Origin of the sequence: Spirosoma aureum (assembly GCF_011604685.1) — a bacterium.
Lineage (GTDB): Bacteria > Bacteroidota > Bacteroidia > Cytophagales > Spirosomataceae > Spirosoma > Spirosoma aureum.
On the sequence record NZ_CP050063.1, the window covers coordinates 851,903 to 877,429 of the forward strand.

At 47.8% G+C, this 25,527-nt stretch carries 22 protein-coding genes and 1 pseudogene; 9 read left to right on the forward strand and 14 right to left on the reverse strand.

The features are described from left to right. Positions 1–70: 70 nt before the first annotated feature. The 4 genes from G8759_RS03440 to G8759_RS03455 all read right to left on the reverse strand — a co-directional run bounded on the left by G8759_RS03440 (position 71) and on the right by G8759_RS03455 (position 3,667). A complete protein-coding gene (locus G8759_RS03440; RefSeq protein ID WP_167205225.1) occupies positions 71–1,153 on the reverse strand; it encodes an efflux RND transporter periplasmic adaptor subunit in 1,083 nt (360 codons plus the stop codon). After that, on the reverse strand, positions 1,150–1,584 hold the full coding sequence (locus tag G8759_RS03445) for a DUF3995 domain-containing protein (RefSeq protein ID WP_167205227.1): 435 nt from the start codon (positions 1,582–1,584) through the stop codon (positions 1,150–1,152). The genes G8759_RS03440 and G8759_RS03445 overlap by 4 nt, the downstream gene beginning before the upstream one ends. Before the next feature lie 36 nt (positions 1,585–1,620). Continuing rightward, on the reverse strand, positions 1,621–2,991 hold the full coding sequence (locus G8759_RS03450; RefSeq protein WP_167205229.1) for a TolC family protein: 1,371 nt from the start codon (positions 2,989–2,991) through the stop codon (positions 1,621–1,623). A gap of 64 nt (positions 2,992–3,055) precedes the next feature. Beyond that, positions 3,056–3,667, reverse strand: a complete 612-nt coding sequence (locus G8759_RS03455) for a TetR/AcrR family transcriptional regulator (RefSeq protein WP_167205232.1) — start codon at positions 3,665–3,667, stop codon at positions 3,056–3,058. 426 nt (positions 3,668–4,093) lie between these two features. On the opposite strand from G8759_RS03455, the gene G8759_RS03460 reads away from it, so the two are divergent. The 4 genes and pseudogenes from G8759_RS03460 (at position 4,094) to G8759_RS03475 (ending at position 8,579) form a co-directional block, all read left to right on the forward strand. Next, positions 4,094–4,714: a thioredoxin family protein gene (locus G8759_RS03460; RefSeq protein ID WP_167205234.1), complete on the forward strand. Its 621-nt coding sequence runs from the start codon at positions 4,094–4,096 to the stop codon at positions 4,712–4,714. Between the two features lie 118 nt (positions 4,715–4,832). Continuing rightward, positions 4,833–5,384 (forward strand): sll1863 family stress response protein, encoded by a 552-nt coding sequence (locus tag G8759_RS03465; RefSeq protein WP_167205236.1) that lies wholly within the window; start codon positions 4,833–4,835, stop codon positions 5,382–5,384. Between the two features lie 294 nt (positions 5,385–5,678). Next, positions 5,679–6,395: a DUF3291 domain-containing protein gene (locus G8759_RS03470; RefSeq protein WP_167205238.1), complete on the forward strand. Its 717-nt coding sequence runs from the start codon at positions 5,679–5,681 to the stop codon at positions 6,393–6,395. A 70-nt stretch (positions 6,396–6,465) separates the two neighbouring features. Next, positions 6,466–8,579, forward strand: a pseudogene (locus G8759_RS03475) (peptidylprolyl isomerase). A gap of 84 nt (positions 8,580–8,663) precedes the next feature. On the opposite strand, the gene rdgB reads toward G8759_RS03475, so the two are convergent. From rdgB to G8759_RS03490, 3 genes are all read right to left on the reverse strand, one after another. Next, the gene (gene rdgB, locus G8759_RS03480) at positions 8,664–9,245 is read right to left on the reverse strand and encodes an RdgB/HAM1 family non-canonical purine NTP pyrophosphatase (protein WP_167205240.1); all 582 of its coding nucleotides are present in this window, start codon (positions 9,243–9,245) and stop codon (positions 8,664–8,666) included. A 71-nt stretch (positions 9,246–9,316) separates the two neighbouring features. After that, on the reverse strand, positions 9,317–10,237 hold the full coding sequence (locus G8759_RS03485) for an FKBP-type peptidyl-prolyl cis-trans isomerase (RefSeq protein ID WP_167205242.1): 921 nt from the start codon (positions 10,235–10,237) through the stop codon (positions 9,317–9,319). A 116-nt stretch (positions 10,238–10,353) separates the two neighbouring features. Further along, on the reverse strand, positions 10,354–11,385 hold the full coding sequence (locus tag G8759_RS03490; protein ID WP_197933085.1) for a DHH family phosphoesterase: 1,032 nt from the start codon (positions 11,383–11,385) through the stop codon (positions 10,354–10,356). A gap of 134 nt (positions 11,386–11,519) precedes the next feature. Between G8759_RS03490 and G8759_RS03495 the strand changes: the two genes are divergently transcribed. Next, the gene (locus tag G8759_RS03495) at positions 11,520–11,939 is read left to right on the forward strand and encodes a nucleoside-diphosphate kinase (protein WP_167205246.1); all 420 of its coding nucleotides are present in this window, start codon (positions 11,520–11,522) and stop codon (positions 11,937–11,939) included. A 52-nt stretch (positions 11,940–11,991) separates the two neighbouring features. Here G8759_RS03495 and nth read toward each other — a convergent pair whose 3' ends face one another. From nth to G8759_RS03510, 3 genes are all read right to left on the reverse strand, one after another. Next, on the reverse strand, positions 11,992–12,639 hold the full coding sequence (nth, locus tag G8759_RS03500) for an endonuclease III (protein ID WP_167205249.1): 648 nt from the start codon (positions 12,637–12,639) through the stop codon (positions 11,992–11,994). A 106-nt stretch (positions 12,640–12,745) separates the two neighbouring features. Next, positions 12,746–12,997, reverse strand: coding sequence for a hypothetical protein (locus tag G8759_RS03505; RefSeq protein WP_167205251.1), 252 nt, complete (start codon positions 12,995–12,997; stop codon positions 12,746–12,748). Continuing rightward, a complete protein-coding gene (locus tag G8759_RS03510; RefSeq protein ID WP_162389048.1) occupies positions 12,972–13,571 on the reverse strand; it encodes an RNA polymerase sigma factor in 600 nt (199 codons plus the stop codon). Before G8759_RS03510 ends, G8759_RS03505 begins: the two co-directional genes overlap by 26 nt. Positions 13,572–14,047: 476 nt before the next feature. Between G8759_RS03510 and G8759_RS03515 the strand changes: the two genes are divergently transcribed. After that, complete coding sequence (locus G8759_RS03515; RefSeq protein WP_167205253.1) at positions 14,048–16,237, forward strand: tetratricopeptide repeat-containing sensor histidine kinase; 2,190 nt, start codon at positions 14,048–14,050, stop codon at positions 16,235–16,237. A gap of 156 nt (positions 16,238–16,393) precedes the next feature. Then, complete coding sequence (locus tag G8759_RS03520; protein WP_167205255.1) at positions 16,394–18,727, forward strand: carbohydrate binding family 9 domain-containing protein; 2,334 nt, start codon at positions 16,394–16,396, stop codon at positions 18,725–18,727. Between the two features lie 145 nt (positions 18,728–18,872). Here G8759_RS03520 and rnr read toward each other — a convergent pair whose 3' ends face one another. The 4 genes from rnr to lipB form a co-directional block, all read right to left on the reverse strand. Further along, positions 18,873–21,335, reverse strand: a complete 2,463-nt coding sequence (rnr, locus tag G8759_RS03525; RefSeq protein ID WP_167205257.1) for a ribonuclease R — start codon at positions 21,333–21,335, stop codon at positions 18,873–18,875. A gap of 128 nt (positions 21,336–21,463) precedes the next feature. Continuing rightward, a complete protein-coding gene (locus G8759_RS03530) occupies positions 21,464–22,201 on the reverse strand; it encodes a 3'-5' exonuclease (RefSeq protein ID WP_167205259.1) in 738 nt (245 codons plus the stop codon). Positions 22,202–22,282: 81 nt separating this feature from the next. Further along, on the reverse strand, positions 22,283–22,687 hold the full coding sequence (locus tag G8759_RS03535) for a hypothetical protein (protein WP_167205261.1): 405 nt from the start codon (positions 22,685–22,687) through the stop codon (positions 22,283–22,285). A gap of 28 nt (positions 22,688–22,715) precedes the next feature. Next, positions 22,716–23,465 carry a lipoyl(octanoyl) transferase LipB gene (gene lipB, locus G8759_RS03540; RefSeq protein ID WP_167205264.1) on the reverse strand — a complete coding sequence of 250 codons (750 nt, stop codon included), beginning with the start codon at positions 23,463–23,465 and terminating at the stop codon, positions 22,716–22,718. Between the two features lie 101 nt (positions 23,466–23,566). On the opposite strand from lipB, the gene G8759_RS03545 reads away from it, so the two are divergent. Together G8759_RS03545 and G8759_RS03550 are read left to right on the forward strand one after the other, a co-directional pair. Next, complete coding sequence (locus tag G8759_RS03545) at positions 23,567–23,920, forward strand: YraN family protein (RefSeq protein WP_167205266.1); 354 nt, start codon at positions 23,567–23,569, stop codon at positions 23,918–23,920. A 103-nt stretch (positions 23,921–24,023) separates the two neighbouring features. Further along, positions 24,024–25,457, forward strand: coding sequence for a S41 family peptidase (locus tag G8759_RS03550; protein WP_167205268.1), 1,434 nt, complete (start codon positions 24,024–24,026; stop codon positions 25,455–25,457). Positions 25,458–25,527: the final 70 nt, after the last annotated feature.

Consider the following 25,527-nt stretch of genomic DNA (forward strand, 5'->3'; position numbering starts at 1 on the left):
CAGAGGATCGAAGGACTTTACGGTGATTTCCGTGTGTGTCCGTTCGCCAGCCCTGCGTTTTCTTAAATGGTTATTTCACAACTACGCTTGATTCTTCCGTCAAATAGGCCGATCCGGCGGTCACAACCTCTTTTACACCCGTAAGCCCGTTTGTCAATAGCACCTTATCGCCGTCCAGAAAGCCAACCTGAACGGGTGTTTTGCGGACGTGAAACGGCCCCGCGCCCTGGTGACCATCAGCTAGCACATACACAAAGCCATCTTTGCCGTTTCCTTCAACAATGGCTTCAACCGGCACGACAACGTAACTCCTGCTTTGTGCTGGGACGAGCGTTACTTTGGCGAAGAGTCCGGGAGCGAACCTGGCCCCGGCAGGACTGATGTGTACTTCCACTTCATAAAGTTTATTGACAGGATCGGCGGCCTGAGCAAGCTCACTAATGGTGCCGCTGAATGTTTTGCCGGGGTAGGCATCCAGCGTGATACTTGCCTTATTGCCCAGCCGAAGCCGTGCCCAGTCTTTATCCGATACACCAACGCGCACGACCCAATCATTCGGGCGGCTTGACGAAATCAGGTAGACCGAGCCGCCGGGAGCGATATATTCACCGGCATTGGTGATTTTTCGGGTTACCGTTCCATCCACTGTTGAGCGGATTTGAGCGTAGTTGCGGTTAAACTGTGCAATAGTCAGGTTCTGCTTCGCTACGTTTGTGCCTGTCGTTGCGTTCTGAAGTTGCTCGAGTGTGGCTGCTGTATCGGCATACAGGCTTTTAACCCGGCCAAGGTCGCGTTCTGCTTTTTCGTTAGCGTACTGTGCCTGGCTCACCTGGGCATTGATTTCGGTCAGATCGAGTGTGGCCAGCAATTGCCCTTTACGAACGCTCTGGCCTTCTTCCACAAACATCCGATCGATGATTCCCCCAACTTTAAAAGACATTCTGGCTTCCTGAGCTGATGAAACCAATCCCGAAGCCACCACTGGTTCGGCCCGTACGACTGTACTTACCGGCGTAAGTTTGATTGGAACGACCGCATCGTCGGCTGTCGTTTCGGTCAGGGGCGTTCCAGCCGGTTTTTGCTCGGCTTTACTGCCACACGCCCACAGTGCAACAGTTAGTGAGAAGGATAGGAAGATGTGTAGTGTTTTCATGATTTTACGGAAAATGCGATAAGCAGAAAGGTGTTAATGCTCAGCAGAAGACACAGGGGAGAGTAAATCCGGGTGTCCAGATAGGCAAATCGGCTGTTTCGAACGCGTTTGAAAAAGCCGACATAGCGAAAATCGCCGACTGCCCGCAGTAAAAAAATGCCCGTCAGGAGCCAGAGCCCGTATCGATTGAGCCAGTCCGGAATGAGTGAATCCGCAACCGGGAGCCGGCCAATTTTGTATAGATAAAATAAGGCCATGCAGCCAAAAATGATAGCCACCGCCAGCGTAGAGAACGGCCCAGGTTGCAGGGTTTTTGTTCCATTGCGCTCAGGTACGGCTGACCGTAGGCCCCAGCGACCACCTAATCCCCAATAAATATGAATACCACAAATCAGGAACAGGACCAGCGCATTTAACGAAGCGGGTATCATCGTAACTCAGTTTAGAAATGGATAAGCAGGCTCACATCACTGTACGGCTACCGCCCGGTCGAGCGCGGCCCGCTTCACGAGTACGTCCATGCGAGCCACTGAATGCTGAAACTGTGCCGTCAATCGGTCGTTCTGATAGCGTAAAAATTCAATGAGCAAAGCTTGCCCATTTCGATACTTGCTGTCGATAACCCGAAACGTCTGGTCGGCATTGAGCATCCCACTTTGGGTAGCTGCCAGACTTTGGGTAGCGGCATCCAGATCGTAGTAGGCCTGTAAAACCTGTAGCTGGATCTGGCGTTGTACTTCTGCCAGTCGGGTTTGAAGGGCGTTTGTCTGGATTTTTGCCTGCTGGATTTTCGAGCGCTTTTCATAGCCCCGAAACAAGTCCCACTGTAAACCCAACTGAGCAACTACATAGGCCTGATTCTGAAACGAGTAGCCAAAACCCTGAAACCCTGTATTGCCGCCAATGTACACATTCGGTATTTTGGCATTGGCTTCATTGAGCCGCACGGCCGTCTGAGCAGCTCGCAAGGAACCCCCTAACTGAGCCAGTTCCTGCCGCCCGTGTAGCGCCGTTTGCTGTAGATCGGTAAGGTTCTCTTTCGACTCCGGGAGAATTTTTACAAGCGACGAATCGATCTCAATTGCCGCCGTCAGGTCGCGGTTAAGCAGAAAATTGAAGTAAGCGCGTGCCGTTTCGCGGTTTTTTTCAGCTACCGCCAATTGCTGATCGACTTTACTGATCTCATAGCGGGCCGAAGTAACGACTTCTCGGGTCGCCACGTTGTTGCTTACCAGTTTTTCATTTAGTCGCGTCAGCTCCTGAAGCACTTTATGCGAATTTTCGAAAATCTGAATGGCATCGAGCGTTTGCAGGTATTGGTAATAGGCAGTGGCAATGTTGTACCGTAGTTCGTTTTCGACCACCCGCTTTCGGGCTTCCTGAGCCGATACTAACTCTTTCTGGATGAGGTAATTATATTGAATATCGGTATTGAATAGAGCGTAGTTGACACTAATTTTTGTGTCATGAAAGTTGTTGGGAGCGAGTAATTGATTGACGTTCTCGATGTTTGTCGGGAAACGGTCGGAACCCGTAAGTTGATTAAGTGTTTTATAAGCCGGATTGAGCAAATCGCCGACCGGAAACTCCAGCCGACGGCCACCAGCTGCTAAGGAATACGTTGGATTGAAGGCAACACGAGGGTAAAATAACGACTTCGCCTGATTGAGCGATTCGGTGACGCGGTTGATTTCGAGCGACTCCTGCCGAAGAGCCAGGTTATTAGCCAGGCCTTCTCGAATATACGTTTCCAGAACTGTCGACGGAACGGGCTGGGCTATCAGTGATAAGGGAAACAAGAACCCCAGATAGCGAATACGTCTGAGAATGAGTTTCATGATCATCTATAAGTTAATAAACAGTGTTTAGCATATGAGTAAAAAAATTTACGGCTTTTGCTGTTTATAAGCCCCGCCGTAATGTGTCACAAAACAGATTGAACGCATCGTCCATGATCAGTTGCCGGTCGCATTCTGGAAACATACCCAGCCGCTTGCGCAGAAACAAAGCCGTATAGCCGTGAATGGAACTCCAGATCATCATAGAGGTTGCCTGCACATTGTGTTGCTGGAAAATACCCGTATCCATACACTCCTGAACAACCTGCATCAGGAGGCCAAATGCCTGATCACCCTCAACCCAATCTTCTTTATCCAGTTTATCCATTGGGGCTGTCATGATAAACATCAGATCGAAGAGTTCCGGGTTTTCGACAGCAAATCGGATATAAGAGCGCCCCATGCCAACCAGTTTCTCAAATGGGTCGCTCAGCAGTAGCAATGGCTGAAATTCAGAAACCATTTTGACGAAGCCACGCTGGTGCAGGGCAAACAACAATTCATTTTTGTCTTTATAGTACAGATAAATGGTAGCTGGGCTATACTCGATTTCGTCGGCAATGTTTCGGATACTGACTTTCTCATAACCATTCGCCAGAAAGAGTTTTTGGGCTCCATCCAGAATTAGCTTACGCATTTCCTCTCGCTCTCGTTCTTTCCGTTCTGTAATGCCCATTGAGAAATATATTAACGATGCAAACTTAATGAACACTGTTTAGTGAGCAAATTTTATAACATGTTTCCTGAAAATTATTGAGCGTACGGTTGCTGTACCAGGTCAGAAGTAATCGAATCTAAACCGACAATAAATTGATTTAATCCTGATCGCTCGACTCAAAATAGGATGTACTCCAGTTTATATTGATGTTAATGTACCGCGTTATCAACGAACATCTACGAATGGAAATAATGGAGTAAGCTTTTCCAAATCTTATTATTAGTTAAATTATTAAGTGTTGGTTACACGAACTATTCGTTGGTTCGTTAGATTTGGGCAACAAACGATTGTCAGCGGGAAAGCAAGCTCCACCTCGGAATCATCCGGTTAATCTTTTGGCTGAATTCGTGATCTAACTGACAAATGCTAAAAGAACCACTAATCATGAACCGTTGGTTACGCCTGTCTCTAGTACTGTGGCTAACTTTGGGAGCATCGGTCGAAACATTCGCCCAGTTACCCAAAGGCTATACCATTGGCGATGCGGTAGCCGACTTTCGACTAAAGAATATCGATAGCCGAACCATATCACTTGGCGATTATCGCTCGCAAAAAGGACTAATCGTTGTTTTTTCCAGCAACCACTGCCCTTTTTCGAAGGCGTACGAAGATCGACTCATTGCGTTAGACCGAAAATTTGCTGCACAGGGTTATCCGGTACTGGCTATTATGCCCAATGACCCGACTGCCTATGAAGATGATTCATTTGAGAATATGAAGAACCGCGCCCGCGATAAGGGCTACTCTTATGCCTACACGATGGACGAAACGCAGAGCGTTGCCCGAGCGTTCGGAGCTACCCGAACGCCGGAAGTGTTTGTTCTAAAACAGACAGGTGGGCAATTTATTCTCGAATACATCGGTACAATCGACGACAGCCCGCAGGATGGAGGTAATGTGCAACGCCGGTACGTTGAGGAGGCAGTTACCAGTCTACTAGCGGGTCGTCCTGTTCAGTCGCCATTGACCAAGCCGATTGGTTGCGCGATTAAATGGAAGAATTAATAAGTGCAAGAACGTACGTTTCATTGGTCTTGTAGGGCTCTCTGCCTCCTACTACCTTTCTTTTCTGGCACGTCATTTGCCAATCCGGTTTGTGACAATCAAACTACACGAAATCGTTATGAAAAAGTCTCAACTGGGTTTAACCCAACTCAAACACATTGCTGGCACAATTATGCTGATTGCGTCGCTGGCCCTTCTACAGGCCTGTGGCTCGGATGGTAAAAAAGAGTCACGTACTGAGGACGCATTAGAAAAAACGGGAGATGCGATTGAAGCGGATACCAAAGAGGCTACTGCCGACGCGAAGGAAGATTTGAAAGATGCGGCTGAAAAGGCCGACGAGAAAAAAGACGAAGCAGCAGCCGATTTTAAACGCGAACGCGATGAGGCTGTGGCTAAAATGAATGTTCAGAAAGAGAAGATAGACGCCAAAATTGATGAGATTCGTGCGGATATGAAACGCCAGGGTGCAAAAGCAAAGGAAGAATCCAAAGAGCAACTGGCCAGGCTTGAAGTTGAACGTAAAGAGTTAGGAAACGATATCGACAAGGCAAAAAACGCGTCAGCTGATGCCTGGAAAGACATTAAAGTTGGTTTTAAACGCGCTGGCCGTGAAATAGGCGATGCTTTTGATAAGGCTGGGGATAAACTGGATAAAGACAAAAATTAAGTGCTTGCAAAAAGAGTCGTGTCACGGTCTATACCTTGGGTTTAATTAACCACCAAATGGTACTTTGCGGACCGACTTTGCATAATAGAATGACAATAAAAAATGCCGGTTCACAAATGTGGTCGGCATTTTTTATTGTGGAATTATGTGGTGATTTTTCTACGGAAGCTTATCAGGTTATTGTGTGCTCCTTTTGAGATGACTCCCCTGCCTAATTTTTTTGTGGCTGCTTCATAAAGAAGTTGCTCTCTCTGCTAAAGAAAACATGTAGGAGTTATAGGCGTTTGTATGCTTATGTCATCACCGGTTATTACGGTCACAGTTTTTCACTATCGACCGCTTGCCCGATTTCAGGCGTTTGCCAACATGGGCCGTTTCCTGATGAAAACAGCTCGGGAAGATGGATTGCTGTTCAGCAAGCTAATGGGTAGTGGGAAAAATTTTGGTCTGGTTCCCGATTTTTCAACGTACGTTTTTTTAGCCGTTTGGGAGAACGACACCTTCGCTGACGTATTTTCGCAAACGCATACCTACCAACTTCTCCAAGCGGGAGTTGCTCACTCGGGGACACTTTACCTTCGGCCCCAGCGTACACATGGCTTATGGAATGGCCAAAATCCATTTCTGCCGATTTCACAAGCCTTTGCGCCGGGTCATTTACCTGAATCTCCGGTAGCCGTTCTCACGCGGGCTACTATTCATTCATATGCCTTGCTGGATTTCTGGCGACACGTACCACAGGCTCGTCAACGGCTTCACGATCACCAGGATAACCTATTGTTTGGCATTGGTATAGGAGAAGTACCACTTGTTCATCAATGTACGATCAGCATCTGGCGTAGTTCAGCGGCTATCGAACAATACGCCTATCGCCAGAGTGGTCACAAAGAAATAGTTCAGCTAACACGACAACGGCAATGGTATCGGGAAGAATTATTTGCCCGTTTTGCCGTACTGAAAGCAGAAGGTGCGCTATTTGCAGACATTCAGCAGGTAATGTCTACTAACTAGTGTCTAATCCGCTTGTATTCCAGCGGGGAAAATTGTTATTTTGCGGGCTAAATTGTACGTATAAAGCGAAATGTCTGTCATTAACAAGATCAGAGAACGTTCAGGACTGGCCGTAGGCATTATCGCCGTCAGCCTGATTCTGTTCATTGTGGGGGGGATTTGCTCGGCGGCCGTAGTTTGCTGTTCGGCGGAAACCAACAGAAGGTTGGCGAAATTGCTGGCCAATCCATTGATTATCAAGAATTCAATGCCAAGGTAGACGAACTTCGGGCGCAATTTGAGCAACAAACGGGCCGTGCTCCTGCTGAACAGGATATGGGCCAGCTCCGCGAGCAAGCCTGGAACCAGTTGCTGTTTGAAATTGCCTATCAGAAAGAGTTCGATAAGCTCGGCCTGAAAGTGTCGCCCGAAGAACTGGTAGACATGGTACAGGGTAATAACATCAGCCCAGCCGTTCGGCAGGCATTTACGAACCCCCAGACGGGCGTATTCGATAAAAGCACTATAATCAATTACCTGAAAGGGTTAAAAAACCTGCCTCCGCAACAACAGGCGGCCTGGGCAAGCTTTGAAAAAAATCTGAGTTCAGATCGGTTGCGTGAGAAATACGAGAGTCTGATGCGTCTGTCAGTGTTTGCCACAACGGCCGAAGCGCAGAAAGAATATCAGGCTCAAAATTCGAAAGCAGATGTGAAACTCCTGTTCGTTCCCTACTATACCATCAACGATACGACGGTGAAGGTAACGGATTCACAATTGCAGGATTACCTGAACAAGCATAAAGACGAGTACCCAGGTGCCAACACCCGCTCGCTTCAGTATGTAACGTTCTCGGTGGCTCCGTCAAAAGAAGACAGTGCCACGCTTTACAATCAGATCAAATCGCTGGCTCGCGGTCTTGGCGCTGCGCAAAATGATTCTGCCTTTGCGCTTCAGAACAGCGATGTTCGGGTGCCGCTATACATAACAGCCGGCGAAATGCCGGAACAGCTTCGTTCGTCGATTCCGACATTCTCGCCGGGCGGTATTTACGGCCCATTCCGTGAAGGAAATACATACTTCATTTACAAGTATGGCGGTACCAAGAAAGATACCAGCTTTACGGCTCGTGCCAGCCACATTCTGATTCGTGCAACGGCTCAAACCGATTCGGCTAAGGCTGATGCCCGCCGGAGAGCGGAGGGTATTCTGAAGCAGATTCAGGGCGGTGCAAGCTTCGAAGCTTTGGCTCAGACCAACAGTGCTGACGGATCGGCTCAGAATGGTGGCGACCTGGGCTATTTTAAAAACAACGGCCAAATGGTGAAGCCCTTTGAAGCAGCTGTTTTTGGGACAACATCCGCTGGCCTGATTCCCCGTATCATTGAAACCGATTTCGGTTATCACATTATTAAAGTAACGCAGCCTAAGACCGATGTGCTTTATCGCATTGCTGGTATTGGGAAAACGATCGCACCAAGCCAGACAACACGCGACGAAGCCTTACGTAAGGCTGATCAGTTCGCTGCTGACGTGCGTACCAAAGAAGCGTTTGAGGCCAAAGTGAAGGAAGATAAATCGATTGTTGTTGCTACTGCCGATCGAGTTCCCGAAAACGCCAGCAACATCAATGCACTAACAGATGCCCGTTCGATCGTTCGCTGGGCATTCGATGACAAAACCGATCTCAACTCGGTATCCGAACCGTTTGAAGTTGGTGATCAATACGTAATCGCTGTGCTGACCAACAAGACCGATAAAGATGAAGTAAAGGTTGAGGATTACCGGGCTGAGTTGACTGCCAAAGTTCGGAATGAACTCAAAGGTCAGCAGATCATCAGTAAGCTTGGCAATGCCAGCGGTACATTCGAAGCGATTGCTCAGAAATACGGATCGGGTGCTTTGGTCGAAACTGTAGAAGACGTAAATCTGGCAACCGGGTTCCTGCGTAGTGCCGGAGTTGATCCTGTGGCATTAGGTACTGCATTTGGCCTTAAGCCAGGAAAACGCTCGAAACCGTTCGCTGGTGAGGGTGGTGTGTTAATGGTAGAAACGACTCAGTTAACGCCTGCTCCGGCCGTTGCGGATTATGCACTCTACAAAACACAGATTCAGCAGAACAATACATCGCGTACAGGATTCTACATTAACGAAGCTATCAAAGAAGCCGCTAAAGTAGAAGATCGTCGCGCTAAGTTCTATTAATAAGCGATAGCTCAATACTACATAAAAAAATGGCCCATAGGCAGTCTATGGGCCATTTTTTTATGATATTGAACTATCGCCAGACTACGAAAATACCTGTTCTTTCAAATAGGCAACCATCTTGGTCAGCGCACGCGACCGATGGCTTATTGCATTCTTCTCCTGAATGCTCATTTCTGCAAACGTACGGTCATGGCCATCGGGTAAAAAAACAGGATCGTAACCAAACCCGCCTGCACCACGCGGTTCCAGTAAGATCTGCCCTTCAACAATTCCTTCAAATTGATGCTCGATGCCATGAAGGAGCAGCGTAAAGACGGTAATGAATCGTGCCTTTCGGTTCGTTTCTCCCTCTAAATTCGTCAGTAACTTTTTAATATTATTTGCCGCATCACGACTGCCGGAGTAAAAAGCACTATCGACACCCGGCTCGCCATTCAGAGATTCTACTTCGAGCCCTGAATCGTCAGCAAAACAGGAGACTCCAAAGTTAATCCAGACATAGTCAGCTTTTTGACGCGAATTGCCGGGAATGGTTCCCGTCGTTTCGGGTAATTCATCGGTGCAGCCAATATCGCTGAGCGTTTTGAGTTGAAATGCATCGCCTAGCCAGGCCGATACTTCCTCTAATTTGTGTTGGTTGTTTGTTGCAAAGCAAAGCTCCATAAGCAAAAGAAAAGCCGTTCGCAGGTAAAACTACGAACGGCTTTTGTAAGAACGAAAAATAACGGAATTGATTACCGGCCTGGTTGCGGCATACCTGGTTGTCCGGGTTGACCCGGCTGACCTTTTTGAATATCGACCAGTTCAATATCAAACAGCAATACAGAGTTTGGCGGAATACCCTGATTACCACGTGGGCCATAAGCCATTGTAGATGGAATAATCAGCGTGGCTTTTTCGCCTTTGTGCATTTTCATGACGCCTTCTTCCCAACCTGGAATTACCTGACCGACACCAACCGGAAACTGCACGGGTTTGCCACCTGCCTGCGGATTCGTTTTAGAACTGTCGAATACTTTGCCATCCAGTAGTTTGCCCGTGTAATGCACCTGTACAACGTCGCCACGTGAGGGCGTAGGTCCACCACCCGGTTGAGTAACTACGTAATAAACGCCTGATTCGGTTTTCTGGGCTTTACCAGCTAAACCATTTTTGGCGACGTAATTCTCGATGGTTTTAGCATCGACTCCTTTTTGCTTTTCAAAGTCAGCTGCCTGAGTCTTTTTGTATTCGTCTTCCGACTGCACATTCATAACTTTTACTGCGATACCGATGTCTGAACCTTTCTGTACACCCGGAGGTAGTGGCTGCATGGCCCGCGTAAACAGCGAATCGGCGCTTACGTAGAAAGTAGCGCTGTCACCTTTGCCAAGCAGGGTGAGGCCTTCTTCGTAGCTTCCTTTAAAGGGTGGGACTTGCAGCAGCATCTGGAAGGGGGCTCCTTCTTTATGCGTATCGCGCAAGACAGAATCTTTGTTGTTGAGCAGAGTCAGGTGAAGGGTGAGGATGTCACCGACTTTTCCTTTCCGAGGGCTGTCGGCCTGCTCATGGATTTGGTACTTCAGGCCGTTTTCCGTTACCTGAACGCGGTTTTTACCGCAAGCCGCTACTACAGCGACAATCAGGGCGGCTTTCCCGAAATTTTTAAGAGACATGAGAAAATACTGGTTTTTATGCTTAAAGTACGTTCGCAGTTTGTGATTTTTAATGTTTATGCCAGTCGGTAACTACGAACAACAAACCGCTCCGGCGGTCCGGCACAAACCATTTCTCAGACAGTCTCCAGCAACTGTTGTTGATACTGAGGGAGTATTGTTAAAAGTTTTTTCTCAGTTTCGGCCAACGACAACTTAGATCGTCCACCGGCAGCATTTCGATGGCCTCCGCCATTAAAGTGTTTGCTTACCAGCTCACGAACGGAAAAATCGCCGATTGAACGAAAAGAGAGACGAATTTCATCGTTACGGTCAATCAAAATTGCGGCCATCACCACGCCTTCTACCGATAGCGCATAGTTGACCATGCCTTCCGTATCACCCGTTTTGGATCGATACTGCTTTAATTCGGCGTCAGTTAGGGTGATATAGGCAAATTTATATTCGGGTACTACTTTGAGCTTTTCGTTTAGGACATAACCTAAGAGTCGAAACTTATCAAGCGACACATTGTCGAAAATACGCCGGTGAATACTGCTTACATCAATCTTAAGGTCGAGTAACTCAGCAGCCATCCGGTGAACATCACCAGTTGTATTCGAGTGGCGAAACGAACCCGTGTCGGTCATCAGCCCCGAATACAAACACTCGGCAATAGGAACGTCGAGTAGATCTTTGTCGCCTAACTGCACAATTAGCCGGAAAACAAGTTCGGCAGTAGCAGCAGCACTTGGGTCCCAAAGAGCCAGATCGGCGAATGCTTCTGGTTCGAGATGATGATCGATCAGGATCTTACGAGCGCGAGACTGACGCACCATAGGCGCCAGATCGCGGATGCGGTCCAGGCTTGAGAAGTCGAGACAAAAGATCACATCGGCCTCTTCCATTAATTGGGCCACTGTTACCCGAACTTTCTCATCGAAGGCAATGACGTCATCATTACCCGGCATCCAATACAGATTTTGCCCGTAGTCGGTAGGGGTGACGACTGTCACGCGGTGACCTTTTTTGCGGAGGTAACCCGCCAAACCCAGCGATGATCCCATAGCATCAGCGTCAGGATTCTGGTGAGTTGTAATCAGCACAGTTTGGGCGGCACCACTCAGCGGTTGTCCGATAACTGCACCAATTGCTTCAATATCTTGCATAAACAAACAGCCGAAGCCGTAATCGAAACCCAAAAGTACGAATAATTTGGATATCAGTGGGCTTATTGACCTACATGGCATTTCGGGTAAAGTGCTTACCTTTGCGCCCAAATAAAATTTGGAAATAATCCCTGATGGCTACGAACCAAACGTTCACCATGATTAAGCCCGACGCAGTAGAAGGCGGGCATACTGGAGCAATTATTAAACTGATTGAAGAAGCAGGCTTCCGTATCGTTGCAATCAAAAAGACTCAGTTAACGCCTGAGCGGGCTGGTCAATTTTACGCCGTTCACCGCGAACGTCCGTTTTATAACGATCTACGGGCTTATATGTCGTCGGGAGCGATTGTGCCCATGATCCTGGAAAAAGAAAATGCAGTTGCCGATTTCCGTAAGTTGATTGGTGCTACGAATCCGGCACAGGCTGAAGAAGGGACAATCCGGAAGCTGTATGCCAAGTCGATAGAAGCAAACGCTATTCACGGCTCTGATTCAGATGAGAATGCAGCGATTGAGGGCGGCTTCTTTTTTGCCGCAACAGAGCAGTTTTAGTCTGAACGGTGATCAGGCTGATTAAAGGCTATTTAAAGCGTAATCAGCCTGGTCATAATCCATAACGCTTTTCATAATATTTGCAAAATTCCTTCAGGGCGCATACCTCGCACTTCGGTGTACGCGCGAGGCAAATGTATCGTCCGTGTAAAATAAGCCAGTGATGGGCTTTGGGAACGTATTGTTTCGGAATGTGGGCCATCAACGCTTTTTCAACAGCAAGTGGCGTTGTAGCGGTCAAAGGAGCAAGCCCGAGCCGATGTGAGACACGAAAAACATGCGTGTCGACGGCCATTGTTGGTTCATTATAGACGACTGATAAAATGACATGGGCCGTTTTACGGCCAACGCCCGGCAATGTCTGCAATTCCTCAACGGTTGCCGGAATTTCTCCCCCAAAGTGTTCCATTAAGGCCTTTGCCATCCCGACCAGGTGCTTTGCCTTATTGTTGGGGTATGACACGCTACGGATGTAGGTAAATACTTCGTCGACCGAGGCCGCGGCCAGCGATTCTGGCTCCGAAAAGCGAGCGAAAAGAGCTGGAGTAATCTGGTTAATCCGTTTATCCGTACACTGAGCCGACAAAATAACAGCAACCAGTAACTCAAACGGGTTGCCGAAATTTAATTCTGTTTTTGGCTCTGGATAATGCTGGGTAAAATAATCGAGAAATCGCCGGAAGCGTTCTTTTTTTTGCATACAAAAACGACCTTAAACACCGGATAACGGATCAAAACCAATTAACAAGGCTGCGATCTGTTATCCGATGTCCAATGTCTGGAATACAGCAAAACCCACTAACTCGCTACGAATGTCGCAGACGGGTTGGTGGGTTTGCCGAATGGTGTTTGGAGTAATTCAGAATGTTCTGAACCGTACTTTTTCGGGGTTGGCGTTCAATTTTATTCATCAAAGCCCGTAGTTCGAGGGCTTCGAGAAAGAACGTCATCAATTCCGGTTCAGACATCATGGCGTCTTCAATGAGCAGGTTCTCCTCTGGAGAGGTCTCCTCATAGACGTACCGGATTACATCATCTTGGGTAAATGTTTTTATCATAACTCAGCGAACGTTTGCTCAGTTGTTTGCGCAGATTAATCAGCGCATAACGCATACGTCCCAAAGCTGTGTTGATGCTGACTCCGGTTGCATCGGCAATCTCCTGGAAACTCATTTCCTCGTAGTGCCGCATAATGAGCACTTGACGCTGTTGTTCCGGCAATCGCTGAATCAGTTCGCGCAAATGCTCGTGTGTTTCCTGGCGAATTTGCAATGACTCTACCGAATCTTCAGCAAACTCAAGCGTATTAAACACACTGCTTCCGTCTTCAAACACCACACTGGGGTAGCGTTTATCTTTTCGGAAATAGTCAATGGCCAAGTTGTGAGCGATGCGGATAATCCAGGGTAGAAATTTTCCCTCCTCGTTGTATTTACCAGATTTAAGGGTGTCCACCGCTTTGATAAAGGTGTCCTGCATTAAATCTTCGGCCACGTACTGATCTTTAACGATCAAATAAATGGTAGTGTAAATCTTCGATTTGTGCCGCTGCACTAATTTTGCAAAGGCTTTTTCATTACCACGGATGTACAGGGAAATCAACTCACTGTCGTTTACCTGGGCTTTTTCCATTTTCAGTAAGACAATTAGGTAACGTAGAGCTGTGTTCCGATAGTGTGTGCGGGGGTTATGTTTTTTTATAAATTCTGGTAATGCAGGAATCAAAGTAAAGCGTTTACAGGCTCATTTGCAAATGAATAGTGCAAAAAATTTGCCAAACAATCGTTAATCTTTGGGAAATTTCGCGTATTCAGCGGAATTTATCGCAAAACGGCATTTTTAGTTTAAAATACTTATTCAGAGAAAACTTTGTACTTACGCAAGAAAGTATTCTATAGATTCACTTCGACAGCAAAGTGTTTAATTTTAATAGAAAAAAAAGTAGATATTTATTTCACGGTTATTGAACCAAAATAGGCAAAAGCGGATCGTTAGCCATAACTTAGCCTGCGAATACAGAAGTTTTTCGGGGTAAACGCTTGATTATCTGCTTTCAGTATTTACTTTTAACATCCATATCAGCGGAGTCTCTGTTTGCTTGGTGGTCTATGAGAAGTTTGGCAATCTGGATTATACTATTCAGTCGTGTTGGGTTGTGCCTGGCACAAACGCGGCCGCTATTGCCTGACCCAAACTTTGATCGTCGTAGCGATCATCAATACATGGATAGTCTACGATCTCTGGGCCAACAGTACATCCGAACCACAGAGCGTTTACCGCATACGTTACGTAATGATACTACACAGCTGGAAGGATTACGCTACCTTGCTGTTGTCTTTAAACAATGGCGTAATGCCCCTAGCGACAGCAGTCTTTATTACGCGACAAAACTCGTCCATCAGGCCCGATTACTTCACAATGATCTTTACCAGGTCAGGGGGTTGATGCTGGAAGAGTTCTATTATCGTGTCCGGAAAAACGATTACCCGAAAGCCTTACAAATTAATCAGCAGGCATCTCTCTTAGCCGCAGGATTACCCAAAACCAGTTCGCCCCTTTGGCAGGTAGAAATGAATATGGGCGATATTTATGTCATGCTGCGCGATTATCCTAAAGCACTCCAAAGCTACCAGACGTCTTTGAGTATGCTTCCGCTGAATACGCTGGTTTCCAGGCAGAATCGAAAACTGTTGATGGCTCAGGTCGTCACACAAATTGGTGAGGTCTATGAACGGCAGAAGAAGTTCGATGCCGCCCGTATTCAGTTTGAAGAAAGTCGCCGGATTAATCGCGAAACGACGTCACTCTCGAATATTATTTATGCCGACGAACGGCTGGGCGATTTTTATAATACGCGTCATCAACCCGAAAAGGCAATTTCTTATTACGAAGAAGCGCTGGTTGGCTGGAAACAATTAAATAGTGCGGTCGGTGAAGCATCTGTATGGGCGCGTTTGGCAGAGTGTTTTGTGCAGATAAAAAATGTTCCATTAGCCATTTCATACGGCGAACGAGCCATGGATGTTGCCCGTCGCCAGGAAAACCTGCGGATACGGCAAATGGCCAGTCAAGCCCTATACCATGCATATAGAGCAGATGGTCAAACCGAAAAAGCGCTAATTCAGTTTGAAGAATTTAACATGGTTAAGGATAGCCTCAACAAGCAAAAACGAGTAGAGGAAACGTTGGCCCTGCAAAATGAATATGCTATTCGGCTGGTGCGCGAAGAAGCCGAGAAAAATCAGTTGATTCAGCAACGGGAGCTGATGGATGTTCGTAGACAGGCCGAAATTGCCCGCCTGCGGGCTGAAGCTGAACGGGAGCAGATTGCAGGTGAAAACCGGATGAACCAACTTCGCCAGCGTATTGAGACCGAGCGGCTGCGGGCCGATTCGCAACGGAGCCGGCTTGAGCAGCGGGCTCGCATAGAATCACTGAGTCATACGATTGAACAGGAGTCGCTAATGCGCTTATTTTTGGTCAGTGGATTGGCGATGCTACTGATCTTCGTGGCTGTTTATTACCGGAAAAGCCAGCTGATTGCCCGTCAGAAGCAGGAAATTGAAGGGCTGAATCGGGGATTAGAAGATAAGGTAGCCGAGCGAACTGTAGAGCTAAAGCTTGCGAATGATCAGCTACGTGCCAAAAATCGGGAAATTGAAGAGGCTCTGCTACGTGGGCAGACGCTCGAACGAAAGCGGATGGCTGCTGACCTGCACGATAGTCTTGGCGGACTGCTGGCGGCCATCAAAGTTAGCCTGTCTGCGTTGAATCCAACCCAAATGCCGGAACGGGAACAGCAGATTTACCGCAATCTGTTGGGAATGACCAAAGAGGCTTTTGCCGAGGTCCGTTATCTGTCCCATAATTTACAACCCGACGAATTAGAAAAACAGGGTTTATCGGAAGCATTGAAACGGTTGGTCAGTAAGCTTAACTCATCGCAACAGGTTACGTTTCGATTAGACAACACGCAGCTTCCTCGTCTGGACAAAACCACCGAGTTTAACTTATACTCGATCTGTATCGAACTATGCAGCAATATTCTGCGCCACTCGGAGGCTACAGAAGCTGACATTATTTTCCGACGATTCTCAACGGAGTTGAATATGATCGTGAAAGATAATGGCTGCGGTATGGACCCCTCCGATGCCAGCGGTATGGGATTGCGGAATATTCAGGCCCGTATGGACGCCATTCGAGGGCGTTATGAGGTCCACTCGGGGGCTAACGAAGGCACTACGTTCATTTTTATTCTGCCCACATCGTCAGATATGGCTCCTCCATTGCCTGCCTAGCTGCTTCATTTCCCGGATTGATAAGTATAGTTATTGTCGTTTTGAATACGATTAGCAGACTCTTACTGTCTGTCCTGATCTAGAACCGTTCGACTAAAAAAACAGACGCGACTCCTGTTGCACGCTTATTTTTGGCATGCCGATTCATGACCTGTTATGCCGCCCGCCCTGTTACGCTGTTTTTTTATCGTATTACTACTTCCCTGTAAACTAGTTGCACAGACCTCTACGGTCATTGTTCCTAATGCGGAACAGGATGATGGCGTTCAGGGTGATTCGATTCGGGAAGATGCAACTACAGTGGGCGGGCAATCGGTTATTTTTTCTCCAGCAAAAAAGCGCCGGGTTATTCAGGCGACCGAAATTAGTGAACGCCTGAAAATTGACGGCCATCTGGAAGAAACTGCCTGGAAAGAGGCTAAATCCGTTCAACGATTTATCCAGGTCGATCCGAAACAGGGGAAGGCAGCTTCCTTTGATACGGACGTTCGGGTGCTCTTTAACCGGAACTTCCTATACATTGCAGCCATAAACCGGGACTCATCGGGCCGAAAAGCGCTGCGTGTACCAAACTTCAAGCGTGATTTTTCGGCACAGTCGCATGATCTGTTCAGTATATCGATCGATGGATTTAACGATCAGCGCAATGCCATGGCTTTCTCAACGAATCCATATGGTACTCAGCGTGATTGGCTATCCTTTGACGATTTTCTGTACGATATGGACTGGGATGGCCTTTGGAAAGTCCGTACGAGCCGAACAGACTCAGGTTGGGTGGCCGAAATACAGATTCCGTGGCAGACGTTACGGTATGCTCGATCGGCAGACTCGACGCAATCGTGGGGAATTAATTTTTCCAGAAATCGACGCTTCTCAAATGAACTATCGGCCTGGTCGCCCTATCCCCGCGCGTTTACGTCGACTCGTATGGCCTATGCCGGACTAATTACTGGGCTGAAACCACCGCCCCCGTCCCCAAATATTCGCATTCAGCCGTTCACACTCATTGCCGACGATCGTTACAACGGCACCGAAGTAGGAAACCGGGGAAATACGAAGCTAAAAATAGGGGGCGACCTTAAGTGGGCGATCAATCCAAACACAGTGCTGGATGTTACTCTGAATACCGATTTTGCCCAGGCTGATGTCGATCGTCAAGTCAACAATCTCACTCGATTTTCGGTGCTTTTTCCCGAACGGCGGGCTTTCTTTCTGGAAAATGCCAGTTTGTTTGGCGCTGGTCTGCCCGGAAATGCAAATACGGGAGAGGGTGGTAGCATGGTGATTCAGCCGTTTTTCAGCCGGACGGTTGGACTTGCTACCCTTCCCGACGGCACCAGCGCCCCCGTTCCGATTGATGCTGGAGCGCGACTGGTATATCGATCGCTCAACCGGAACTATGGAGGAATGTATATTCGGCAGCGCGGTATTTCGGGTAGCCCGGCCACTGATTTTGCGGTGGGGCGTTATGTCGAAAATGTTGGCAAGCAGAATCGTATCGGCGGCTTGTTTACGATCAAGAACGTGCACGATGGAGACAGCCTTAAAGGCCACCAAAATGGTACGTTTGCGCTTGATGGTTTTTTCAGACTGGGGCAGTCACTAGCCTATAGTGCCATGGTTATTGGCTCGATCACATCGGATAATAGCGATCAGGGAATGGCCGCTTATAGCCAGCTTACCTATCGCTCGAATCAGTTGGTCGGTTGGTTAACCCAATCGATTGTAACGAAGAGCTTCAATCCTGAGATGGGTTTTGTCTCTCGCAGCGATGTAATTGCCACGACTCCGGGTTTTTATTTAGTGAACCGGGCGAAATGGCTACCTAAATGGGTTCGTAATTTCGAGCCTGGCTTCTTTGTAGAGCTTTATCACAAAGCCTCAACGGGCTATTTACAGGAAGCTCAGTACAATGCCAACCCAATCTGGCTGACATTTCAGAACGGAGGTAATTTGGGGCTGTTTGTGAAACCAACCTTTCAGCGATTAGATGATGGCGATTACCGGCCGCTAGACCTCAGCATTGCATCGGGTAAATACCGCTACGTTCGTTATCAGGCTATGTTTAACAGTGACCCGTCGAAGAAGGTATCGTATCAATTTTCGGCGGAAACGGGCCGGTATTATGATGGTCGATTAAATTATGGCCGGGCTTCGCTGATTCTCGCGCCAACACCGCACGCGGCATTTACCCTAAACGCTGAGGTGAATGAGTTTAAAGATGTTGGCGAGTATTCGGGAACAATTAAGCTGTATAGTATTGAAAGCCGTCTGGCTGTGAATCCGAGGTTACAGTTGATTAGCTTTTTTCAGCGGAATACGTATACCGACAAGGACGTGTGGAATATTCGCCTGGCCTGGGAGTTTCAACCATTATCGTTTCTTTACATTGTTTACAACCATGGAACCTACGCCGGATCAGTTCGGATGATGGATCGCCAGCAGGAACAGCATATTATCGGCAAATTGTCGTATTTAAAACAGTTTTAACTAGTGACTTTAGGTTAAGAAAGCGCGAAAGCCACTCCCGGATTGAGGAGTGGCTTTTTTGTCTATTATAAGCACATACTTCGTGGCTGTATAGCAAGAATGCCATTCGTCAGAGTAATGGGATTCAGGGCTAATGTTAACGGGCTTACCGGCGTCCCCGGCCTCCGCGACGGTTCTCACCTTTTGCCGCCGGCCCATCACTTCGCCGTGATGAGGACCGTCCCTGCGAAGCAGCACGACCCGTACTGCGCCTGCCCGACTGACGACTTGACCCCGTATCCTGAGCATGACCGGCTTTGTCGCTGACCAGCAAAAAGTCCATACTTCGGCGGGCAAGGTTTGTGTCCTTGACACGCACTTCTACCTGATCGCCGAAGGTGTACATCTTTTTGTGACGCTGGCCGATGATGCGATAGTTATCCTTATCAAATTCGTAGAAATCGTCGTTCAGATCCTGCATTCGAACGAGACCTTCGCAGTTGTTTTCCGTGATTTCAACGAAAATACCAAACTCTGTTACGCCCGAAATGACTCCTTCAAACGTCCGGCCGGGGTCCATACGACTCATGAACTCAACCTGTTTATACTTGATACTGGCCCGCTCGGCATCGGAAGCCATTTTTTCACGCGCTGAGGCATGTTTACACTGGTCTTCCAGCGGATCGCGCTCAACAGGTTTCCCTTTGTCCAGGTAGTGTTGCAGCAGCCGGTGTGCCATCATGTCGGGATAGCGACGAATGGGCGACGTGAAGTGTGAATAGCGTCGGAAAGCCAGCCCAAAGTGCCCCAGATCTTCGGTACTATACCGTGCCTTCGACATGGTTCGGACGGCTAATTGTTGCAGCATATTCGCTTCCGGCTTTCCTTCGATGCTGGCCATAAACCGGTTCATCGAGCTGGATAAGTGGTCGTCATCCAGTTTAAGCTTATAACCCAGTCGACCGGCAAAATCGGCGAACTGTTGCAACTTCTGATCGTCGGGCCCTTCGTGAACCCGATAAACCATCGTGTTTTCCTGCCCACCTTTGTTGCGTTTCGACAGCGAATGCACGAATTCAGCTACGCGCTTATTGGCCAGTAGCATAAACTCCTCAATGAGTTTATTCGTGTCCTGTCGAAGTTTTGGATAAACTGACAACGGCACCCCATTCTCATCGAGCTTAAACCGTACTTCCACCGTCTCGAAGTTTATGGCGCCATGTTTGAAGCGCTCATCGCGCAGTTTATAGGCCAATTCGTTCAGAAGTTGAAGTTCTGCCAGGTAATCACCTTTACTATTGTTCAGAATGTCCTGCGCTTCCTCATACGAGAATCGGCGATTCGAGTGAATCGCCGTCCGGCCAAACCATTCGTTCACGATCTTCGCGTCGGGCGTCAGTTCAAATACCGCCGAAAAAGTAAGCTTGTCTTCATTTGGCCGTAGTGAGCACAGGCCATTCGACAATTTTTCAGGAAGCATTGGCACGACACGATCTACCAGATAAACCGACGTTGCCCGCTTAAAGGCTTCTTCTTCAAGCTTCGAGCCGGGTAGTACATAGTGGGTAACATCTGCAATGTGAATCCCAATTTCGTAATTGCCATTATCGAGTATCTGCACCGACAGGGCATCATCAAAATCTTTCGCATCAACCGGGTCGATCGTGAACGTTGTCACATCGCGCATGTCGCGCCGTTTGGCCAGATCCTTTTTCTGGATTTTGGTCGGAATTGCTTCGGCTTCCTGCTCCACGTCCTCCGGGAAATGAATAGGCAGGCCAAACTCGGCCAGAATAGCGTGCATTTCCGTATTGTTCTGACCGGCCACGCCCAGCACCGTAACGACTTCGCCCTCAAAGCGCTGTTTACTGCTATGGGGATCGGGATATTTTGTCAGACGAACAATTACTTTATCACCATCATTGGCAGCCCCGAGTTTTTCCTTGGAAATGAAAATGTCGTCGTAGATTTTCTTGCTATCAGGAATAACGAAACCGTAGGTCGGCCATACCTCAATACGACCGACAAGTTCAGTACGGCCGCGCTCAATGACGGTTGCCACTTTGCCCTCGATTCGGCGTCCCCGGTTTCGCGAGTCTGTAAAGCGAACAACACGCACCCTATCGCCATCAACGGCTCCGGCAAGATCTTCGGTCGATACCCAGATATCGTCGTTACGATCGGCCCGGCTGCCTGTAGGCGATGTCGGAATGACAAAGGCGAAGCGGGAATTAACGTGATCGACTACGCCCTCAATGAGGTTCGCATCTTCGTCGGCACGATAACTACCGTCAGATTGACGGATCAAAGAGCCTTCATCGGTGAGTTCACCAATGAGACCATGGACGATCAGTTTCATTTTCCGGTCAAATACGTCGAAGTGTTCCAGAACCTGATCCTGCGTAAATGACTGGGCATTGTTAATTTGGAAAAACGCCATGAGGTCGTTTTTCAATTCGTCTAAATAAGAGTCAGCCTGTATAATTGGCCTGACTTTACTGGATTGTTTATCCAGGCCCTTCTCCCGAGGGCGGGCCGTGGCTGATTTTCCGGTGCTCGAGCCTGCCCCTGCGGGCCGGGTCTCGCCGGACCGGGAATATTTATTTTGTTTCGGTTTTCCGTTTCTCATCTAAAATTGCTCAACTCTAACGGTGAGCGAAAATGGTTAAACACAGAGCAGACTAACGATTTCACAGAGTTCACAGAGGCCCCTGCGTGCTCTGTTCCGACTCTTTCTCTCTGTGTTTATGTAATCCGTCAGTCACTCATGACTATATGCTCGTCGGCCACGAGCGGGGCACCTACCATGCGCATATACACCTGTACGAGCATGACCACTGAGTCGCGTGCATACTGCTCAATGCGGGGCCAGTCGTGTTCCCGGTAGTACACTTCGCTGGTGCGGTCGCCCATCCATTCGAGTGGGCGCGTTGGTATGTTCAGCACGGCGGCCAGCAAATCGAGTGGTACGAAATGTCGCTTATCGCCGTACTGCCAGTGTTCCAGGGTATCCTTATGCAGGATTTCCCACGGTTTTTTGCCTGAAATCTGCAAGGCAGTGGGCAAGGGCAGTCCATTGACCATCAGACGGCGGCACAGGTAGGGAAAATCAAACTCCTTTCCATTGTGGGCGCAGAAAATTAATTCTCCAGGCGGATATCGATTAACGATAGTCAGAAATTCCTGCAGAATCGCCACTTCGTCGTCGTTACTGAGGAGTTTAACTTTCAGGTGTGGCTTATCGCCTTCGTCGAAAAATAAACCACCAACGCCTATACAGATGATTTTACCGAACTCGGCAAAGAAAGAAGCCCGGCGATCGTACCAGCCAGCGGCCGAAATTTCTTCTTCACTCTTAAAATAGCGGCTTTTTTCTTCCCACTGCCGCTGTAAGCGTGGTTCTACTGACAGTAACGACGGTTCACCGGCTACTGTTTTGAGATCAATAAAGAGGAAGTTTTTTAGTCGACGTTTCCAGGAGACGGCTTGAGGCATAGGTTTTAGGAATGCGGACATCCTGCCCGCTATAGGCTTTTTCGGCAGACAGGATGCGACAATAGACGTTCTGACCGCTACTTACTCATGCAAAATCCCCTCCAGACCCAACGCAGGTACAGTAACGAGATTTTCTTCGACAATACTGTCTGGCACGAAGATAAACTTTTTGTCGAAAATCTGATCGCCAATAAAGTAGCTGACCCAATACTCGTTATTCAGGTGAAAAACGTCGGGCATGATGGATTCAACAACCTCATAGGCACCGGGTTGAATCTCGACGAAAAAATGCCGCAACGTGGATGTTTTCTGCTCCTCTTCGTTTAAAAGGCCATAACCTTTCGACGTTACGAACACCGTTTTGATCGGCACATCGTTCTGGTTGATCAAAAATACCTGCCAATCATATCCCCCTACTTCATTCTCTTTACGGGCAATTACTATCTGTACGCCCTCAACGGGCAAAAAATTGATGTCTTTTTTCATGTTCAGTAACGCGGATTTCCTCCCGCGTTTATGCCAACAAGGTGCGGGTAGAAACCCGCGTTACTAGATTCATTTCAAACAACTCTGCCAGATGGTCACTAACGCGACTGGCAACTTCGTCCAGTGGAACAGGGCGGCCTAATTCTGTGGCCAGTGACGTGACTGCTTTATCAGTAATGCCACAGGGAACAATATGGCCAAAATAACTCAAATCTGTATTGACGTTCAAGGCAAAACCATGCATCGTTACCCAACGGCTTGCTTTTACGCCCATTGCACAAATTTTACGCGGGTTAGCGCCACCGTCATAATCAAGCCAGACACCCGTCAGACCATCAATTCTGCCAGCATTGAGGCCATAATCGGCTAGTGTCAGAATAATGGACTCTTCCAATAACCGCATGTACCGGTGAATATCGGTAAAGAAATTATCTAAATCCAGGATCGGATAACCTACCAACTGACCAGGGCCATGATAGGTAATGTCGCCACCACGCCGGATTTTAAAGAATGAAGCCCCAAATTCATGGGCCAGACGAGCCTCGTCTACCAGCAGATTGTCTTCATGACCACTCGTGCCAAGGGTGTATACGTGCGGATGTTCACAAAATAACAGGTAGTTCGATGTGAGCTGTTGCTCATCGGACGAGCGCGATCGATTCAGTAATTTCTGATTGACAATGTCGGCAAATAAACGTTCCTGCTCATCCCAGGCCGCCTGATACTCAATCAATCCTAATTCCCGAACCTCAACTTGCTTATTGACGCGACTATTCATTGCTTTACAAAAAACGAAGCAGCCATACCGGCCTCCGCTCTCTGAATAACAAGCAGAATGGCAGATTTCGTTCGATTCGTAACTTGTAACCCAATCTATTAATGGCCCAACACAACGAAACCGGCAAGCAGGGCGAAGCCGAAGCGGTTCGCTATCTGCAGGAAAAAGGCTATGAAGTCATGGCCAGAAATTACCGCCACCAACACGCAGAAATTGACCTTATCGCCAAAAAAGGAAAGCTACTTGTCTTCGTGGAAGTCAAAACGCGTACCAATCTTAGTTATGGAAATCCTGAAGAATTTGTTTCCTACACAAAATCTCGATTGGTTATGAAAGCTGCCGAGCATTTCATCTTCGCTAATGACTGGTTTCACGATATTCGTTTCGACATTATCGCCGTCGCCATGTCGGGCAATGAATTACGAATCACGCATATTGAAGATGCATTCTGTTGATTCTGATTTAAGGACCTGCATTGTACTATCTCGTTTTCAACTAAATTATTTTAGTAGTATTTGCGTTATTATTAAGCAATTACGCTTGATTCACACAAACTTTATGACGAGATACTCTCTGCTGCGTCCCGCTCTGCTTTTGACGATTTCGGGTACGCTTATGCTTAATTCCTGTAAAAAAGACCCTGATGTTAATCCAATTGCTTCCAACAAGGATGTAAAAGACTGGATTTTGTCTAACATGAAGTATTACTACCTCTGGAACGACAAGATTCCGGCAAACCCCGACACATCGCTAGCCCCAGACAAGTTCTTTTATTCGCTGCTGTATGATTATACGAACACCGCCAATGTCAATCGGGATCGCTTTTCCTGGATACAGCCAAGCGCCGACGAACTGAAAGCATCATTGAGCGGGCAGTCCAAGTCGACGGGTATAGAGTATCGCCTATACTATAAAGGCCAGTCCAGGACTGATATTGTGGGTTCTGTTTTGTATGTGCTTCCCGGATCGCCGGCCGCTGCTGCCGGGTTTAAGCGCGGTGATATTTTTACGAAAGTGAATGGTCAGGCATTAACGGGCACTAACTATGCGAGTCTGTTAGCTGCCGATGCGTTAACATTTGGCATGGCCACACTGGTAAATGGTACGCCTACAGATACGGATCAGACAAGACAGGTGAATCCTATCGTGCTTCAGGAAGATCCCGTTTTGCTCGACACCACCTATACAATTGGCGGTAAAACGGTCGGTTATGTGGTTTACAACCAGTTCATTCCCGGCGTATTCAAAAGCAGTGGTGAAGCCGATAAAACGTATGACACCAAACTGGATAATATTTTTGGTAAGTTTAAACAGAAAGGTGTCAATGAACTGGTTCTGGACTTACGCTATAATCGGGGAGGCTATGTGAGTTCGTCAACAAACTTAGCCAGCCTCATGGGTAAGAATATTGACGGGTCAAAAGTATTCTATACGCAGCAATGGAATAGTACCGTAACTGCCGACCGTGATAAGAAATACGGTGCCGGTTGGAATACAGAGAAATTTTCGGCAAAAGCTACGAATATTGGAGCCAATCTGAGCCGGATCTTTGTCTTAACGACGAGCAGTACGGCTTCGGCCAGTGAGCTGATTATAAACGGTCTTCGTCCATTTATGACCGTAACCACCATTGGCACGACTACCGTGGGCAAAAACGTTGGTTCCATTACAATCTCCGACGATACAAAACGAATTAAATGGGGCATGCAACCGCTGACCTTCAAATCGGCGAATGCACAGGGCTTTTCCGATTACGCTACGGGTTTTGTACCCGCCGTTGAGGTGAATGAGCCATCGCTGGGCATGAAAGCATTCGGCAATCTAAGTGAGCCTTTACTAGGCGAAGCAATCTACCAGATCACGGGAACACGAACAACGGCCCGTCGGGGTGTTGGAACGGATGAGATTTTAACCGGAATTTCATCATCACTGGATCGTAAGGCCGGAGGTGGTAATATGTTTATAGAAACGCCCGGAGAATTGCTTAAATAATAAGGTTTCCTTGCTTAATCCCAAAAGACAATCTCCTGGATTGTCTTTTTATTTGTCAGACTAAACGTTG